Below are 16,780 nucleotides of genomic sequence, written 5' to 3'. Positions count from 1 at the left end.
ACGTTTGCGGACGGACAATGCCCGCCCTGCCAAAAACATTATTTAAAAATTATACCATCAGATCTTTACAGAAATATTTTGCCGGCTTTCTGTAAAAAATGGTTAATCGATGTAACGGGTTCCAATTTAATGCTATAATAAATTTAGTTTCAATTAAATATAACAGAAAAGGTGACCACTATGGAAACTGAAAAAAAGAACCGTTCAATCCAAGAATACGTTCCTGGTAAACAGGTTACACTCGCACATATTATTGCCAAACCCAAAAAAGATATTTACATCAAACTCGGCCTGGACGATGAAGCCAGTGATGCCATCGGCATCTTAACCATCACACCAAGTGAAGCCGCCATTATAGCCGCCGATGCCGCAACTAAGGCGGCCCCGGTAGAAATCGGATTTCTGGACCGTTTCAGTGGATCTCTTGTCATCACCGGCCGTGTCAGTGATATCAAAGCCGCCGTCACCGAGATTCTCAACACCTTACACAATATTTTAGGATTTGACATACCTAAAATTACCTACTCTTAAAATATGGCAAGTAATCGAAAACGGGTGGCTCTTATCGGAAAAATTGGCAGCGGAAAAACCACCCTCATGCAGCGGCTCTCTCAAGAGGAACTGATCTACTCAAAAACACAAATGATTAGTTATACCGACCATTTCATTGATACCCCGGGAGAGTTTATTGAGTTGCCGTTTTTTGCCCGACAAGCCATTAATGTCACCATGGATGCAGGCCTGGTGATCCTTGTGAATTCCTGTATCGACTCACAGAATTCAGTCTCTCCCAATTTTGTCCATACCTATAACATTCCCTCCATTGGTGTGGTGACAAAAATTGACCGTGAAGATGGCAATATCAAGCGCAGTCGAAATCTTCTCATTTATGCCGGCATTCATCCAAAACATATTTATGAAGTGAGTGCTTATACCGGAGAAGGCATTGAAGAATTACAAAAAGTGATCCACCATTATATGGATCCCCATCGAAATAAAAAGTAAAGGAAGATGATTATGACCACTGATAGTTATGGCAATTTGACATCGGAAGGCGTTGCCGCCTACCTTAAAGAAAAAGAAATCTTTCCTGAGGATGCTCACTTAACCGTTGAGGATCTCCACGCTGTAAAAGAAAGCATTGAAGGTTTTGTAAATTTAATTTATCATGTTTATGACGATAAAGGAAAATCCATTATTCTTAAACAAATGCTGGAATTTCCGCGATACCGCATCGAAGATGAAAAAAATGATACGGTTGAAGCCGAGGATGCCGGCGAAGATGGCGGTTGGACCCTGGATTTGGGACGAATGCGTTCCGAAATCGCCGTCCTTATTTTCTGGAATACCGTTTGCCCCGGCATTTGTCCGGAAATGTATCTTTTCGATGAAGCGAATCGGATCATCGTCATGGAAGATTTGATGGCGCTAAGCCTGTTGCGATTTGATTTATGCCGAATGGTTAAACACCCGTTGTTTCCCAAAAGAATCGGCACTTTTTTTGCCCGGAATCTTTTCTTTTCATCCAATCTCCATCTGACCCGATATAAGAAATCCGAAGTGGAACGATTTTTTGTCAATCCCGAATACAACGCCCTCTGCTCATCGGTATTCGAAGATAATATTGCCGTCTCGATGAAGCGGGAAATGGCACCCGGTACCGAAGCCAAAAGAAAAGAGCTTGTGGATAATCCTAAAATCAGTGCGGAAGTCAAACACTTGCGAGAGAATTTTATGGAAAATAAAGAATGTCTGATCCATACCGACCTGCACAGTTCCAACATCATGATCAACCAGGAAGACGTGCGCATTATCGATGGCGAATTTGGTGGATTTGGCCCCTTAGCTCAGGATTTCGGCCGGCTAACCGCCAGTCTGAGTCTCAATTATATTTCCTGGTTTGGGGATAATGAAAAATCCGCGCCGGAAAAAGCCGCCTATCAGGTTTATTTATGTGAGACCATCGAAAGCCTCTACCATGTTTTTCAACAAGAATTCAGAAATCTGGTGGCCGCCTATCAGGAAGAAAGTTACAGCCTTAAAATTCTTGATGTCGATTCCTACCTGATCAAACAGCTTCAGGATGCGCTTTCCTATGCCGGTGCCAACATCACTTCGCGACTGGCAAATCGCGGCATCTGTTATGATATTTCAAGACTCCCTAAAGAAAACCGGACCCTCCCTTCCATTCTGGGCATGACGGTTGCCGAAGAGCTGCTCCTCAATCACGAAAATTATACCGCAATCGAAGAATATACAAAATTTTTAAAAAATCTTTCTAAATAAAAAAGCGTAGGAGCGATCCATGCCGTTCATTCCGGCTTTTAGCTCTCAAAAAAAGCGTAGGGGCGATCCATGCCATTCATTTCCGCTTTTAACTCTCAAAAAAAAAGCGTAGGGGCGATCCATGCCATTCATTCCGGCTTTTAACTCTCAAAAAAAAAGCGTAGGGGCGATCCATGCCATTCATTCCGGCTTTTAGCTCTCAAAAAAAAAGCGTAGGGGCGATCCATGCCTTCATTCCGGCTTTTAACTCTCAAAAAAAAAGCGTAGGGGCGATCCATGATCGCCCGCCATCGCTTATCGTCTAAACCAACGTCTGCGGGCGATCATGGATCGCCCCTACAAACCTTAATTGCTCTTACAAACCTTAATTGCTCTTACTAATCTTAAATATAATACTCGCATGTACCTTTTTCATGATAGCGTCTGACCAAATCAGCCAGGGTGATGTTGTTCACCACATTTTCGATGGCCTCTTTAATCTCCTGCCAGACCTCCACCGTCACACAGCGATCTGCTCGTTCGCAGCTGCCCGGTTCATCCAGACAGGCAACCGGGGAAAGCTCCCCTTCCATTAATCTTAAAATCATCCCAACCGTGTATTCTTCGGGGGGTTTGGTCAGCTGATAGCCACCCTGAGATCCCCGGACGCTTTTGACATACCCCGCCCGGGAAATCTGAGTAATGATCTGCTCCAGATATTTTTCTGAAATTTCCTGACGTTCAGCAATCCGTTTAATTGGAATATACTCCCCGGTATTGTTAATTGCCAAGTCCAACATTAAACGCAGAGCATATCTGCCTTTAGTGGATATTTTCATTATGCGTATAACCCCACGGATAAGTAGCGTTCACCGGTATCCGGCAAAAGCACAACAATAGTCTTTCCTTTATTCTCAGGTCGTTTTGCCAATAGCGTTGCTGCATAAAGAGCCGCTCCAGAAGAAATTCCGACCAAAAGGCCTTCTTTCTTTGCTACTGTTTTTGCGGTTTGGAAAGCATCTTCATTACTAACGCCAATTACTTCGTCATATACCTTCGTATTTAAAACCGCGGGAATAAAACCTGCTCCAATCCCCTGGATTTTGTGAGGACCCGGCTTTCCGCCTGAAAGTACCGGTGATGATTCAGGTTCTACCGCAACCACTTGTACTCCTGGTTTTCTTTCTTTCAAGACCTCACCAACACCGGTAATCGTTCCACCGGTGCCAATTCCGGCCACAAAAATATCTACTTCACCATCTGTATCATTCCATATCTCAACCGCCGTGGTCTTTCTGTGAACTTCCGGGTTTGAGGGATTTTCAAACTGCTGTGGAACATAAGCATTCGGAATGGTCTCTGCCAATTCATTCGCTTTGGCGATAGCACCCTTCATGCCGTCAGCGCCAGGTGTTAATACCAGTTCAGCACCCAAAGCGGCAAGTAAGTTTCGACGTTCAACACTCATGGTTTCAGGCATGGTTAAAATCATGCGATATCCCTTAGCCGCAGCCACAAAGGAAAGTCCAATCCCCGTATTTCCGCTTGTCGGTTCAATAATGACAGTACCCTCTTTAATAAGGCCTGCTTTTTCGCCATCTTCAATCATCGCCAATCCGATCCGATCCTTAACCGATGACAAAGGGTTAAAATACTCTAACTTTGCCACAATCTTAGCATCAAGTGCCAGTGTTTTTTCATAATTTGATAATTCCAATAAAGGCGTATTCCCGATTAAATCAGTTAATTTTGTTGCGATTTTTTTTGACATTATATTACCTCATTTCTTTTATTTTTTTTTAATTCATATTAAGTCTATATGATTTACTTGATATGTTTATTATATGCCTCCATCTTTTTTTTGTCAATATAAAAATACCGGATTTCTCCGGTATTTAAGATTGACATCAACCTGTAGGGGCAATCATGGATCGCCCCTACAGATACGTCGTCTAATTTGCAGTATTTTCAATATTTCTAAAATATTCATCTATTTCATTCTGTGAATAAACATAAAAACTGTAGGGCAGATAATCAAATAATTCTTTAAAAACGGTCACGATCCCAATCTCACTCACACACAAAGTGATTATTTTTTTGTTGTTTTTATCGAAAATATAAAATACCAATTGTTCATCATCTACTAAGTATTGAATGCCCAATGCTCCTGAATCACTGATAAAGCTATCTCTTAAAATAAATTCACGGGATTTGTCTGCGCTGTTTTTATCAAAGAAAGACAACAATTGTTTTTCTCTGTTTATTATTGGTTGCTCAAAAGAATCGATCATCGTTTGATGTATTTGGTCCAAGGTATAATATTTTGTTGAATCATTATCGCCGCCAATTTTTTCCAAGGCTGGGATGGATTGCATGGGATTCTCAATCGCTTTCTTTTCCACCAGTTGTTCACAACAATTTAATATGGACTGAGCCTTTTCTCGGTAATACGTAATTATTTGCGGGTTTTCAGAAATAATCGCACTCTCAAAATCACGATCAATGATAATCACATGTTTGGATGTAATAAAATAATTTGGAACGATGATGCTGATATCATCATAAATCTTTGTGCCGGTATAAAAATAGTAAGGTTCATAGTTAACGTTTTCAAGGCATTTTAATGGGAGAACCTGGTTAAGAATATTCAGATTGTTTCCCAGCTTCTTCTTGTTGACGAGGGGAATAATATTTTGAATTTTTCCGCATTTATTCTGACCGTTGGCCATCTTTATAATTGATTCATACAAAAATAAATGTTTGAAATTGATTGACATGATGATATGTGCTTTTTCATTTTGATCCATTTCCTCAATGAAAGCGCTTCTAATCAGTGCTTCAATTTCAACCTGACCTTTGATAATCTGAGTTTCCTCATGATAAAGATCATTTTTTATCCGATACTCATCCTGTCCAACACTGTTTATATTCAAGCCAACATGCTCACTTAATATCGTGTATAATGAAAAAACATCTTGAACATTCTTTATCAGCTCTTTATCATCGCATTCTTTTTCATACAAGGTATAAAGTGCTTTCTTTCTTTCTTTTGTCAGATTAAGAACCGTCATCATTTCCTGAAATTTTTTTAAATGGATTTTTCTTTTTCCGGAAAAAAAGTGTTGCAGGGTTGTTCGATCGATATCCACTTCTTTTGCCAATTGAAAAACCGAAATTTTTTTCTCCTGAATGATCGCTTTGACAGCATTACCTAGTTCTCGGCCCATATTTACCACCCTTAATCTATTGATAAATTATTTTCATAACTCCAACCCGCTATCTTTCTTCACCGTTTCATCACTTATTTTTCACATTTTCTTCACATTCTATCAGAAAAGTGAATGCAAATCAATGTTTAACAGGTTGGGTATCGCAATTATTTTTTTGTATGAAATTTTGCGCAAAAATTGGTGCTGGCTATTCCACCAACACAAAATATCATCGAATCAAAAGAATACCGGATTTCTCCGGTATTCTTTTCAAGCCTATTTTTTTATCATTAACCTGTCGGGGCGGGTACTACCCGCCCGCAAACGGTCTGCGTAAAACAAATGTCAACGGGCGATTAATAAGCGCCCCGACACGATTCAATCAACTTTTTATTATGCGTCTTTTTTAGGACTATTTTCTTTTTCTTCAGTCTCAACCCGAGACCAGAAACGCTTTCCTTCAGGATGGGCATCGACACCTGTAACCTTAGCAAATTCTTCCAGCGCGTGGCGTTGCTCACGGTTTAGTTTACGAGGTACTTCCACCTTAATTGTTATAAATAAATCCCCGCGGCCACGGCCATTCACATTGGGTATGCCTTTGCCTTTCAGGCGAAAGACCTTCCCGTTTTGAGTTCCCTCAGGAATTTTAAGCTTAATCCTGCCATCAATCGTTGGTACAACCAAGCCGTCTCCCATGGCTGCTTGAGCATAGGTAATAGGCACTTCATAATAAACGTCGTCCCCATTTCGTTTAAAGAGCAGATCTTCTTTCACGTTCATATAAACGTAAAGATCGCCTTTACTGCCATTGTTCGGCCCGGCGTTGCCCTCACCTCGCAGCGGCAGCATTTGTCCATCATCCACACCGGCAGGAATCTTTATATTAATGGTACGTTCTTTTAATTCAACACCTTTGCCATGGCAAGTTGCGCACGGTTTATCAATGATTTTTCCTTCGCCATGACACTTATCACAGGTCTGAACCTGTTGAACCGTCCCAAATGGTGTTTGCTGTCTGACATAAACTTGTCCGGAACCACCGCATTGATCACAGGTTTTAGCGGTTGATCCTTTTTCAGCACCGGTACCGCCGCAAGTTGAACAGCTTTCATTACGTTTTATCTTAATCTTTTTCTCAACCCCAAATACCGCCTCGCGGAAGGTTAAATTAATGCTGATTTTCATATCGCTGCCACGGTTCGATCGACTGCGGCCACGAGAACTGCCGCTGCTAAAACCACCACCGCCGCCAAAGGCACTGAAAATATCCCCAAAGATATCCTCAAAGCCGCCAAAACCGCCGCCACCGCTAAAACCACCGCCACCGGCACTGGGGTCAACTCCGGCATGACCATACTGGTCATAACGCGTTTTTTTATCAGCATCGCTTAATACTTCATAAGCTTCATTGGCTTCTTTGAATTTTTCTTCAGCCGCTTTATCCCCCGGATTTTTATCAGGATGGAACTCCATTGCCTTTTTCCGATAAGCTTTTTTTATCTCATCTGCACTAGCTGTTTTGCCAACACCCAGTACCTCATAGTAATCTCTTTTTTCGCTCATAAATTTATCTCACCTCTTTTGAATCCTTCTCAACAACTAAACAACTATTAATTATACCCTATTAAAGCGAAAGAGTAAAAGTGTTTTTTTTGCTCAAGCACTAAAAACAAAAATAGTGGCAGCGATCGCTGCCACTCAAACTGTAGACAAACTATCAAGTAAGTTTCTTGCGATAATCGTAACATCAGTTGTCGGCATCATGGCGAACAGGCGATAGCCGGTTCGATCATGCAGCCGACAACGATTTACTATGGTCACAAGGAACGCGTTGTTTGTCAACAGCCTTTTATTTTTTTTCGTCTTCTTTTACTTCTTCGTATTCAGCTTCTGCAACATCATCATCGTCACCCTGAGCAGCAGCATCCTGTCCTTCAGGTTGTTGTTGGGCCGCAGCTTCTTCATACATTTTTTGAGCCAATGGGTAAAATGCTTCGTTGACTGCTTCTGTTGCTTTGGTAATCGTTTCAACGTCTTCGCCTTCATTTGCTGTTCTAAGTTCAGCCAGTGCCGCTTCAACTTTTTTCTTGTCGTCGTCTGAAACTTTACCTTCCATTTCCTTTAAGGATTGTTCAGTTTGATAAATGGTGGAATCGGCAACATTCTTAGCTTCAATCAAAGCCTTGGCTTTTTTATCTTCATCAGCATGTTGTTCCGCTTCTTTTACAGCTTTGTCAATTTCATCATCGCTCATGTTGGTTGTGGATTTAATCACCACATTTTGAGTTTTGCCGGTTCCGATATCTTTAGCCGATACACTAACAATACCATTGGCATCAATATCAAAGGTTACTTCGATTTGGGGAATCCCGCGACGTGCTGAAGGAATACCGGTTAATTGGAACCGTCCTAATGTTTTGTTATCTTTAGACATTTCGCGTTCACCCTGTAAAACATGGATGTCGACTGCTGTTTGATTGTCAGCAGCGGTTGAGAAAGTCTGGCTTTTCTTAGTAGGAATGGTGGTATTACGGTCGATTAATCGAGTGAACACACCACCTAATGTTTCAATACCCAATGATAATGGGGTCACATCAAGAAGTAAGACATCATTCACTTCACCGGCTAAAACACCACCCTGAATAGCTGCCCCAATCGCAACACATTCATCCGGGTTAATACCCTTGTAAGCTTCTTCTCCGGTAATATTCTTAACGGCATCCTGTACTGACGGTGTTCTTGTTGAACCACCAACTAGGATAACTTTATCTAATTCATTTTTAGCAAGACCGGCATCCTTCATCGCCTTTTCAACCGGACCAGTGGTGCTTTTAACAAGATCCGATGTTAATTCATCAAATTTAGCTCGGGTTAAGGACAATTCCAAATGCTGCGGACCTTCTGCTGTCGCGGTGATAAATGGCAGGTTGATATCTGATTTCATCACTGTTGACAATTCAATTTTAGCTTTTTCAGCGGCTTCTTTAAGTCTCTGAAGGGCCATTTTGTCGTTTTTAAGATCAATCCCGTGAGATTTTTTAAACTCGGCTGCCATCCAGTCAATAATTTTCTGGTCAAAATCATCACCGCCAAGGTGATTGTTTCCGTTTGTTGCCTTAACTTCAAACACGCCATCCCCTAATTCAAGAATGGATACATCAAAGGTTCCGCCGCCAAGGTCATAAACCATAATTTTATGACTGGTATCTTTGTCCAGACCATAAGCAAGGGCTGCCGCTGTTGGTTCGTTGATAATTCGTAAAACTTCCAGACCGGCAATCCGGCCGGCATCCTTGGTTGCCTGTCTTTGCGCATCACTAAAGTATGCCGGTACGGTAATAACGGCTTTAGTAACGGTTTCTCCCAAATAAGCTTCGGCATCTGCTCTTAATTTCTGCAGAATCATTGCCGAAATTTCTTGCGGCGTATAGCTTGAATCATCTATTTTCACCTTATAATCGGTTCCCATTTCACGTTTGATTGAAGCAATGGTACGATCCGGATTGGTAACAGCCTGTCGTTTAGCGACCTGTCCAACCAATCGTTCGCCATCTTTTGTAAAAGCTACAACCGATGGGGTCGTTCTATTTCCTTCTGCGTTTGGGATAACAACTGCTTCTCCGCCTTCTAAAACGGCTACACAAGAATTTGTTGTTCCTAAGTCAATCCCGATAATTTTTTCTTTGCCCATATCTATTTCCTCCTGAAATTATTTCATATTTTTATTTAAAACGGAAATCCCTGCTCACAACGATTTAATCGCCATTTACAAGTCTTCCGGTTTAATGCCTGTTAATTTGTTTTATTGTTTTATTGTTTTACTTATTACAAACTTTAACCATGGCCGGCCGGATCACCTTGCCTTTAAAGCTGTAGCCCTTTTGAAAAACTTCCAGAATCGCCTGATCTTCTTTTTCTTCATCCTCCCCAACTGCAACACCATGGTGTAACTTCGGATCGAACGAACCCTCACAGGAAACTTCTTCCAGACCTTCTTCCTTAAGCACTTCTTTTAATTGCTTAAAGACCATTTCCAGACCATCCGCACACCCCTTAGCTTCCTCGCTGAGGTCAGCCAGAGAAGCCTCTGCCCGTTCCAGATTATCCACAACCGGAAGCAGTTTGGTTGCGAAATTTTCCGCCGCAAACTGATAAATCTCGGTTTTCTCTTTTTGACTGCGCTTTTTGTAATTTTCAAAATCAGCCTGCAATCGAAGCAGGCGATCTAAAACTGCCTCATCTTCCTTCACAATCTCCTTTAATTCCTGATCCGGAGATTCCTCGGCTGGAGCTTCTGCTGCAACCGGTTCATCGGATGATTCATCGGCATCTGCGGTTGCATTCTCCGGCGCTTCTTTTAAACTATCTTCATCCATTATTTCTGACTTATTTTCCTCTTTTTTTATCATCTAACCACCTATTTCATTAATAAATTTGAGATATGTAAATTCAACTCATTGCGTATGTAATTTAGAACCGACGACACATTGTCGTAGTTCATTCGGGTGGGCCCGATGACTCCAAAAGCTCCCATCATTTCCCCATCCAATTCATAGGTAGAGGTAATGATACTAAAATCCTTCAGGTTCTCATTGTCATTTTCGCTCCCGATTTTAATGCGAATCACCTGATTCCCATTATTGTTGGTCATCATTTCTGAAAGAACCTGTTTTTCCTGGACAAGATTAATCAACTGCTTAATCTTATTCACATCACTAAATTCCGGATAATTAAAAAGATTAGTCAGTCCGGTGGAGTGCACTTCTGAATCCTCATCCAACAGAACTTTTTTCAAATGAGGAATGATTTCATGAATTAGCTTGCTTTCTTCCGGCGTCATCTCCTGAATCCGATCAACCAGTTCTGAACTCAGATCGCTTAAATTGGTGTTCTTAAGAAATCCATTGATCACATTGGAAAGCTTCAGCACCAGAGCATTGTCCACATCCTGTGATAAAGAGACTTCAATGTTTTTAGCCATACCTTCATTGGTTACTACAACCATTAATACCCTATTTTTAATCAGCGAAACAATTTGAACATTTCGACAATTAAAATTTGTAACTCGAGGTGCCAGAACAACCGCTGTATAATTCGTTAATTGGGATAAAACCCGGGCCGTATGATCCATCGTGGATCCCAGCTCGGTAGTGGTATTCAGAAAACCCCGATGAATGTCCGTTCGGATCATTTTTTCCAGCTTTCGAATCTCCATAATTTCATCCACATAATAACGATACGCCTTCTGGGTTGGAATCCGACCCGAAGAGGTATGAGGTTGAACCAGATATCCTAAATCTTCAAGATCCGCCATTTCGTTACGAATGGTTGCCGGGCTGATACCTAGGTTGCATCGCTTTGAAAGGGTTCGTGAGCCAACTGGTTCGGCGGTGTTAATATAATCACGGATGATTACTTCCAATATTTTCTTTTTACGTTCGTTTAGTTCCATGATTCACCTCGTTATTAGCACTCGCAATAACTGAGTGCTAACATCTGAGTTAAATATAACACCGTGCCCCTACTTTGTCAACAAATTTCTATAATACCTTACTCACCTTTTAAACATTTCTTAAGGTATTTATTATCTTTACCCTTCCTTTAAAAGAACGCCAACGATACCTGGTTTTCAAAGTCCTGGCCTTTCGGCGTCAAGCGCAGAACCGAGCCGTCCTGAACCAGCAGCTCCGCCTTAAGCAGGGAATCTATTGCTTCCTGATAGATAGCAAAAAAGCTACGGTTAAATTGCTTTTTAAAATCAGCATCATCAATGCCGTTGAGCTTGCGCAGCCCTAAAAACATCCACTCACTCATCAAGTCTTCTTCACCCATCGGCGGTTCATATTTACCAGGCGATTTTCCCGCCTCAATCAAACGGCAGTATTCCTTCAGATCACTGGTATTGACGTATCGCACCCCATTATAAAAGCCGCTGGCGCCCAAGCCAAAACCCAGATAAGGCACCATCTCCCAGTATTTGAGATTATGGCGGCTTTCATAGCCCGGTCGGCAGTAGCTTGAAATCTCATAGTGGCTGTAACCATGGGCTTTTAAAAAGCGGTCAATCGTCCAATGCATCTCCCGTTCTAAATCTTCACCGGGCAAAACGAGGCGACCCGCTTTTACCAAATTTGTCATCGCGGTTCCTGCTTCCAATATTAAGCTGTAGCAGGACAGATGGGTCGGCGAAAAGGCCATCAGTTCCGCCAGTGTCTCGGTTAAATCTTCCCGTTTCTGACCCGGCAGCCCATACATTACATCGACACTGATGTTATTAAAACCCACGGACCTTAAAATTTCCATACACTGGATAAAATCCGATTGTTGATGAACCCGTCCCAACATTTTCAACAGCTCATCCTGCCAAACCTGAAGCCCCACGCTCACCCGGTTAAATCCGGCGGCTTTGTAACTTTCAGCTTTTGGGGCGCTCAAAGTCCCCGGATTAATTTCGATGGTTTTTTCAGCCGCTTCGGAAACGGTAAAAACTTCATTGATCACTGCCATCGTCTTTTGGATGTATTCCGGCGAAACGGATGACGGGGTTCCGCCGCCAAAATAGATAGTATCCACCACCGGAAAAGCCAAATCCCCACAATCCGAATTAAATCGCACCAGCGCAGAACGCCTGATTTCCTGCTGCAGGGCTTTAAAATAACCAGCAATGGTTTGGCTGTTCTGACCGGAAAAAGAACAGAAATCACAGTAGGCACATTTTTTAACACAGAATGGAACATGACAATAGATTCCCAGCGACTTTATCGGATCATTCTTTTCAGCATTCATTATTTCACCCCTAAGATTTTTAAAGACTATTTTTGCTTGAAATATGGTATAATTATAGCATAAATTGCAGGAAATACGCTTGAATACGTTAACGGGCGATTGATAATCGCCCCTACAGGGGCAGCCCGTCACATACGTTATGGTACAAAATACAATGCATACATACCGTAGGGAGCGGGTATTACCGACGTCATTTTCCTCAAACACATCATCATAATTTATTATGCATATACCGTAGGGGCGGGTAGTACCCGCCCGCAAACGCCCATAACAGAAGTCACAGAAAGGAAACAATCAATGAAAAAACCAATCTTAATTGCCCTTATCGCCGGAGCCGTAGCTACAGTCCCGGCATACTTTCTCATCCGAAAGATGATGCAAAAAAATCACCCCTCGGCCAAAACCAAATCACCATCAGAAGAATCATTAAAGACAAACGACCCCATCAACGAAGTTCAAAATGAAGCACCTGTCAAAACCTATTCCGGGCTGGTTTCGCCCAGCGGTCTGCCGCTGTACAACTTTAAAGATGAAGACAACCTGATTTTCTGTGATGAAACACAATTGGGCAAGCGCCTGATCCAGCTGGAAAATTCCATCAACATCCGCGATATCGGCGGCTATACCGGACTTGAGGGGCGCAAAGTCAAATGGCGCAAAGTTATCCGCAGTGAAGAGCTGGCCCACCTGTCTGATAAAGACGTGGAATATTTTTCCGATTTAAAACTGAAACACGTGTTTGACTTTAGAAATGAAGCCAAGGCAAAAAAAATGGTTGACCGTTTGCCGGAGTCCACTGAATATCACCTGCTTCCTATTTTTAACAGCCTCGATAAAGATACCGACGGCATCGACTTTACCCAGCCCGGTACCGTCGATCGCTTCATGCGGGGAATTTACAAAGTCCAAACCGAAGAACGGGCTCAATGCTTTGCCGAGGTTTTAAAATATTTAACCGAACCGTCCGAATACCCCATTCTTTACCACTGCACCAACGGCAAAGACCGCACCGGTTTTATGACCTATCTGATTCTCGGTCTTCTTGGGGTCAAAGATGACACCATCTTATCGGATTATACCCTGACCAATTTAACCTTCGATGAAAGTTTTCAGCTTTTAGGAACCATCATGTCTGAAGAACTGTCCATCGATAATTATAACCTGTGGGAATTTTATGGCGTGAAACCGGCCTGGTTGAAAAGCTCCATGAATTACGTCAATACAAAATTCGGAAATGTCGAAAATTATTTGCTTGAAGAAACCGATCTGCGCGAAAAAGACTTTAAAAAAATACGCGAGAATCTACTCGTTTAATAATACCTTTACTAAAAAACCGTAGGGGCTAAATTGTCTGTATCCAAATCCCCAAAATGCAAACTAGCTTAATAATACCTTTACTAAAAAACTGTAGGGGCTAAATTGTCTGTATCCAAATCCCCAAAATACAAACTAGCTTAATAATACCTTTACTAAAAAACTGTAGGGGCTAAATTGTCTGTATCCAAATCCCCAAAATACAAACTAGCTTAATAATACCTTTACTAAAAAACCGTAGGGGCGATCCATGATCGCCCGAAAACGTCAATAAACAGAGGATGCCAAAGGCATCCAAATATTTTACGAATTCAAAGGAGGAAGTCCAATGCAAATGGAAGAACGCGGAAAAATCGCCGAAGATGCCGGCATTCTTTTAGCCGCCACTGACGGCAACACCCGAAACGCCGGTTTACTGGCCATTGCCAAAGCCCTTAAAGAAAACGAAACCGCCATCATTGCCGCCAATCAGGAAGACATGAAACGAAGTCAGGAAGAAAGTCTTGGGGCGCCCTTGTTAAAACGCCTCACCTTTGACGCCGACAAGATCACCGACGTCATCCAGGGAATTCACAGTTTAGTGGAACTGAAAGATCCCTTAGGCGCCACGAAGCTGTCCACCCAGCTGGATGAAGGGCTGGACCTTTACAAAGTAACCTGTCCGATTGGCGTTATCGGCGTTATCTTTGAATCCCGACCGGATGCTTTTGTTCAAATTTCAACCCTCTGCCTGAAAAGCGGCAACGCGGTTCTCCTAAAAGGCGGCCATGAAGCCCTGGCAACCAATCGGATTCTTTCCAAAGTGATTGGCGAAGCCACAAAAACCGCCGGCATTCCCGACGGCTGGGTTCAGAACCTGGAAACCCGAGATGACGTCACGGCCATGCTGGCGCTGGATCAATACATCGATCTGATCATCCCCAGAGGTTCCAACAGCTTTGTTCAGTACATCATGAAAAACTCCAACATCCCAGTGATGGGTCATGCCGATGGCATTTGCCACGTATACGCTCACGAAGATGCGGATATTGAACAGGCCATCGATATTATTGTCGATTCAAAAACCCAATACGTCGCCGCCTGTAACACCCTGGAAACCCTTTTGGTGAATGAGAACATCGCTCCGGCGCTGTTGCCGCCGCTAAAAGAAGCTTTAGCAAAAAAAGGGGTCCGTTTGAAAGGCGACGCTGACACACGAAACATTATCGCTGCCGAAGAAGCCACCGAAGCCGACTGGAAAACCGAATACCTGGATTACATTCTTGCCATTCGCATTGTTCCGACGCTGGAGGCCGCTATTTCACATATCAATACCTACGGTTCCGGACATACCGATGTCATTTTAACCACGAATGAGGCCACCGCCAGAACATTTCTGACCTTTGTTGATTCTGCCGGTGTCTTCTGGAATTGCTCAACCCGATTCAGTGATGGCTTCCGATTTGGATTTGGGGCGGAAGTCGGCATCAGCACCTCAAAGATTCATGCCCGCGGCCCGGTTGGCCTGGACGGCCTCCTCAGCTACAAATACAAGCTGTTGGGCCATGGCCAATGCGTAGCCGATTACGCCAGCGGGAAAAGCCGCTTTACCCACCTTCCCCAGGAAACCAACTGCCCTATTTAACGGTATAAGCATAACTGTAGGGGCGATTATCAATCGCCCGCCAACGCCGATCTTTCATACAAACGTCCACGGGCGATCATGGATCGCCCCTACGAATCGGAATCAATAACCTGGTAATTTCCCAGATAGCCTCATTTATCATCCTGTAGGGGCGATTATCAATCGCCCGCCAAACGCCGATCTTTCTATACAAACGCCCACGGGCGATCTTTCATACAAACGTCCACGGACGATCATGGATCGCCCCTACGAATCGGAATCAATAACCTGGTAATTTCCCAGATAGCCTCATTTATCATCCTGTAGGGGCGATTATCAATCGCCTGCCAACGCCGATCTTTCATACAAACGCCCACGGGCGATCATGGATCGCCCCTACAAATTGGAATCAATAACCTGGTAATTTCCCAGATAGCCTCATTTATCATCCTGTAGGGGCGATTCCCAATCGCCCGCCAAACGCCGATTTTTCATACAAACGCCCACGGGCGATCATAGATCGCCCCTACGAATCGGAATTTAGAAAGAGGGGTCACTATGAAATCGAAAAAAATTATTGTCGTTGTCTTGATTCTTTCTGCCCTCATGGCCATTAGTTTTTCCAGTTGTGCAAAAACAGACAAAAGCACAACTGGAAGCACCACCGCAAATACCACCCAAAACACCACCGAGATTCCCAATCCGATGGTGGAAAAAGCTTCAACAGCTGAAATTAAAGACGCACTTGATTTTACCTTTGATTCTTTGCCAACTGACATCAGCAGCATAAAATATTTCACCATTGACGACACCATCGCTCAAGCTGACTTCACTTCAAACGGAGTGGCGTATACCGTCCGCAAAGCTGCCGCTACCGTTGATAACATTGCCGGAGTTTATACCGAATTTTCAGGTAGCCAAACCATTGCCAACAGCACCGGAATTGACGTCTCATATAAATATAACGACGGTGCCGAAGGCCTGGCCCTCTGGACATCCGGAGCTTTTATCTATTCGGTGTTCTGTGAAACCGGCTTTGATTCAACCGCCATGCCGAGCATTGTCGATGCTGTTTCATAAAAAAATAAATGAACTAAAAAAGAGACCTCGGTCTCTTTTTTAGTTGCCGCCAACCTAACCCATCATAGCAGCGATAGCCTCATTCATCATCTCGTAGGGGCGATTCCCAATCGCCCGCCAATGTCAATTCTTCATCCATACGTCCACGGGCGATCATGGATCTCCCCTACAAAGCAAAATCAATAACCTGACAATCGCGCAGATATCCTCATTCATCATCCTGTAGGGGCGATTCCCAATCGCCCGCCAATGTCAATTCTTCATCCATACGTCCACGGGCGATCATGGATCGCCCCTACAAAGCAAAATCAATAACCTGACAATCGCGGCGATAGCCTCATTCATCATACCATAGGGGCGATTCCCAATCGCCCGCCAATGTCAATCTTTCATCCATACGTCCACGGGCGATCATGGATCGCCCCTACAAAGCAAAATAAATACCCTGACAATCGCGCAGATATCCTCATTCATCATCCTGTAGGGGCGATTCCCAATCGCCCGCCAATGTCAATCTTTC

Annotated in this window: 14 protein-coding genes; 6 read left to right on the top strand and 8 right to left on the bottom strand. The window is 43.2% G+C overall.

Annotation, left to right across the window (positions count from 1 at the left end; genetic code table 11):
- Positions 1-180: 180 nt before the first annotated feature.
- Genes FZC40_RS08690 through FZC40_RS08680 form a run of 3 tightly spaced genes read left to right on the top strand, consistent with a single transcriptional unit; the run spans position 181 to position 2,286 of the window.
- Positions 181-531, top strand: a complete 351-nt coding sequence (locus tag FZC40_RS08690; RefSeq protein WP_148603510.1) for a BMC domain-containing protein — start codon at positions 181-183, stop codon at positions 529-531.
- A gap of 3 nt (positions 532-534) precedes the next feature.
- The gene (locus FZC40_RS08685) at positions 535-1,005 is read left to right on the top strand and encodes a EutP/PduV family microcompartment system protein (protein WP_148603509.1); all 471 of its coding nucleotides are present in this window, start codon (positions 535-537) and stop codon (positions 1,003-1,005) included.
- Between the two features lie 12 nt (positions 1,006-1,017).
- Entirely contained in the window at positions 1,018-2,286 is a 1,269-nt protein-coding gene (locus FZC40_RS08680; RefSeq protein ID WP_148603508.1) for an S-methyl-5-thioribose kinase, read from the top strand.
- A gap of 383 nt (positions 2,287-2,669) precedes the next feature.
- On the opposite strand, the gene FZC40_RS08675 is transcribed toward FZC40_RS08680, so the two are convergent.
- From FZC40_RS08675 to hemW, 8 genes are all read right to left on the bottom strand, one after another.
- Positions 2,670-3,104: an RrF2 family transcriptional regulator gene (locus FZC40_RS08675; RefSeq protein ID WP_148603507.1), complete on the bottom strand. Its 435-nt coding sequence runs from the start codon at positions 3,102-3,104 to the stop codon at positions 2,670-2,672.
- Positions 3,104-4,036 carry a cysteine synthase A gene (gene cysK / locus FZC40_RS08670; RefSeq protein ID WP_148603506.1) on the bottom strand — a complete coding sequence of 311 codons (933 nt, stop codon included), beginning with the start codon at positions 4,034-4,036 and terminating at the stop codon, positions 3,104-3,106. Before cysK ends, FZC40_RS08675 begins: the two co-directional genes overlap by 1 nt.
- 181 nt (positions 4,037-4,217) lie before the next feature.
- The gene (locus FZC40_RS08665) at positions 4,218-5,492 is read right to left on the bottom strand and encodes a helix-turn-helix domain-containing protein (RefSeq protein WP_148603505.1); all 1,275 of its coding nucleotides are present in this window, start codon (positions 5,490-5,492) and stop codon (positions 4,218-4,220) included.
- A 375-nt stretch (positions 5,493-5,867) separates the two neighbouring features.
- A complete protein-coding gene (gene dnaJ / locus FZC40_RS08660) occupies positions 5,868-7,040 on the bottom strand; it encodes a molecular chaperone DnaJ (RefSeq protein WP_148603504.1) in 1,173 nt (390 codons plus the stop codon).
- Between the two features lie 286 nt (positions 7,041-7,326).
- Entirely contained in the window at positions 7,327-9,168 is a 1,842-nt protein-coding gene (gene dnaK, locus FZC40_RS08655) for a molecular chaperone DnaK (protein ID WP_148603503.1), read from the bottom strand.
- Positions 9,169-9,295: 127 nt separating this feature from the next.
- Positions 9,296-9,886, bottom strand: a complete 591-nt coding sequence (grpE, locus tag FZC40_RS08650) for a nucleotide exchange factor GrpE (RefSeq protein WP_148603502.1) — start codon at positions 9,884-9,886, stop codon at positions 9,296-9,298.
- Positions 9,887-9,894: 8 nt separating this feature from the next.
- Positions 9,895-10,929 carry a heat-inducible transcriptional repressor HrcA gene (hrcA, locus tag FZC40_RS08645; protein ID WP_148603501.1) on the bottom strand — a complete coding sequence of 345 codons (1,035 nt, stop codon included), beginning with the start codon at positions 10,927-10,929 and terminating at the stop codon, positions 9,895-9,897.
- Between the two features lie 149 nt (positions 10,930-11,078).
- The gene (gene hemW / locus FZC40_RS08640; protein WP_148603500.1) at positions 11,079-12,263 is read right to left on the bottom strand and encodes a radical SAM family heme chaperone HemW; all 1,185 of its coding nucleotides are present in this window, start codon (positions 12,261-12,263) and stop codon (positions 11,079-11,081) included.
- Positions 12,264-12,560: 297 nt separating this feature from the next.
- Between hemW and FZC40_RS08635 the strand changes: the two genes are divergently transcribed.
- The 3 genes from FZC40_RS08635 (at position 12,561) to FZC40_RS08625 (ending at position 16,260) form a co-directional block, all read left to right on the top strand.
- Positions 12,561-13,577 carry a tyrosine-protein phosphatase gene (locus tag FZC40_RS08635; protein ID WP_148603499.1) on the top strand — a complete coding sequence of 339 codons (1,017 nt, stop codon included), beginning with the start codon at positions 12,561-12,563 and terminating at the stop codon, positions 13,575-13,577.
- Between the two features lie 298 nt (positions 13,578-13,875).
- Positions 13,876-15,201, top strand: a complete 1,326-nt coding sequence (locus FZC40_RS08630) for a glutamate-5-semialdehyde dehydrogenase (protein ID WP_279233328.1) — start codon at positions 13,876-13,878, stop codon at positions 15,199-15,201.
- A gap of 537 nt (positions 15,202-15,738) precedes the next feature.
- A complete protein-coding gene (locus FZC40_RS08625; RefSeq protein ID WP_148603497.1) occupies positions 15,739-16,260 on the top strand; it encodes a hypothetical protein in 522 nt (173 codons plus the stop codon).
- Positions 16,261-16,780 lie beyond the last annotated feature (520 nt).

Source organism: Acetobacterium tundrae (assembly GCF_008086615.1).
GTDB classification, from domain to species: Bacteria; Bacillota; Clostridia; order Eubacteriales; family Eubacteriaceae; genus Acetobacterium; species Acetobacterium tundrae.
This window is presented reverse-complemented; position numbering and strand designations above follow the sequence as displayed.

Coding starts and splice junctions, on each gene's coding strand:
- FZC40_RS08690 (WP_148603510.1), top strand. CDS start 181: ATGGAAACTGAAAAAAAGAACCGTTCAATCCAAGAATACGTTCCTGGT.
- FZC40_RS08625 (WP_148603497.1), top strand. CDS start 15,739: ATGAAATCGAAAAAAATTATTGTCGTTGTCTTGATTCTTTCTGCCCTC.
- cysK (WP_148603506.1), bottom strand. CDS start 4,036: ATGTCAAAAAAAATCGCAACAAAATTAACTGATTTAATCGGGAATACG.
- FZC40_RS08685 (WP_148603509.1), top strand. CDS start 535: ATGGCAAGTAATCGAAAACGGGTGGCTCTTATCGGAAAAATTGGCAGC.
- FZC40_RS08665 (WP_148603505.1), bottom strand. CDS start 5,492: ATGGGCCGAGAACTAGGTAATGCTGTCAAAGCGATCATTCAGGAGAAA.
- hemW (WP_148603500.1), bottom strand. CDS start 12,263: ATGAATGCTGAAAAGAATGATCCGATAAAGTCGCTGGGAATCTATTGT.
- FZC40_RS08635 (WP_148603499.1), top strand. CDS start 12,561: ATGAAAAAACCAATCTTAATTGCCCTTATCGCCGGAGCCGTAGCTACA.
- FZC40_RS08675 (WP_148603507.1), bottom strand. CDS start 3,104: ATGAAAATATCCACTAAAGGCAGATATGCTCTGCGTTTAATGTTGGAC.
- grpE (WP_148603502.1), bottom strand. CDS start 9,886: ATGATAAAAAAAGAGGAAAATAAGTCAGAAATAATGGATGAAGATAGT.
- dnaJ (WP_148603504.1), bottom strand. CDS start 7,040: ATGAGCGAAAAAAGAGATTACTATGAGGTACTGGGTGTTGGCAAAACA.
- dnaK (WP_148603503.1), bottom strand. CDS start 9,168: ATGGGCAAAGAAAAAATTATCGGGATTGACTTAGGAACAACAAATTCT.
- FZC40_RS08680 (WP_148603508.1), top strand. CDS start 1,018: ATGACCACTGATAGTTATGGCAATTTGACATCGGAAGGCGTTGCCGCC.
- hrcA (WP_148603501.1), bottom strand. CDS start 10,929: ATGGAACTAAACGAACGTAAAAAGAAAATATTGGAAGTAATCATCCGT.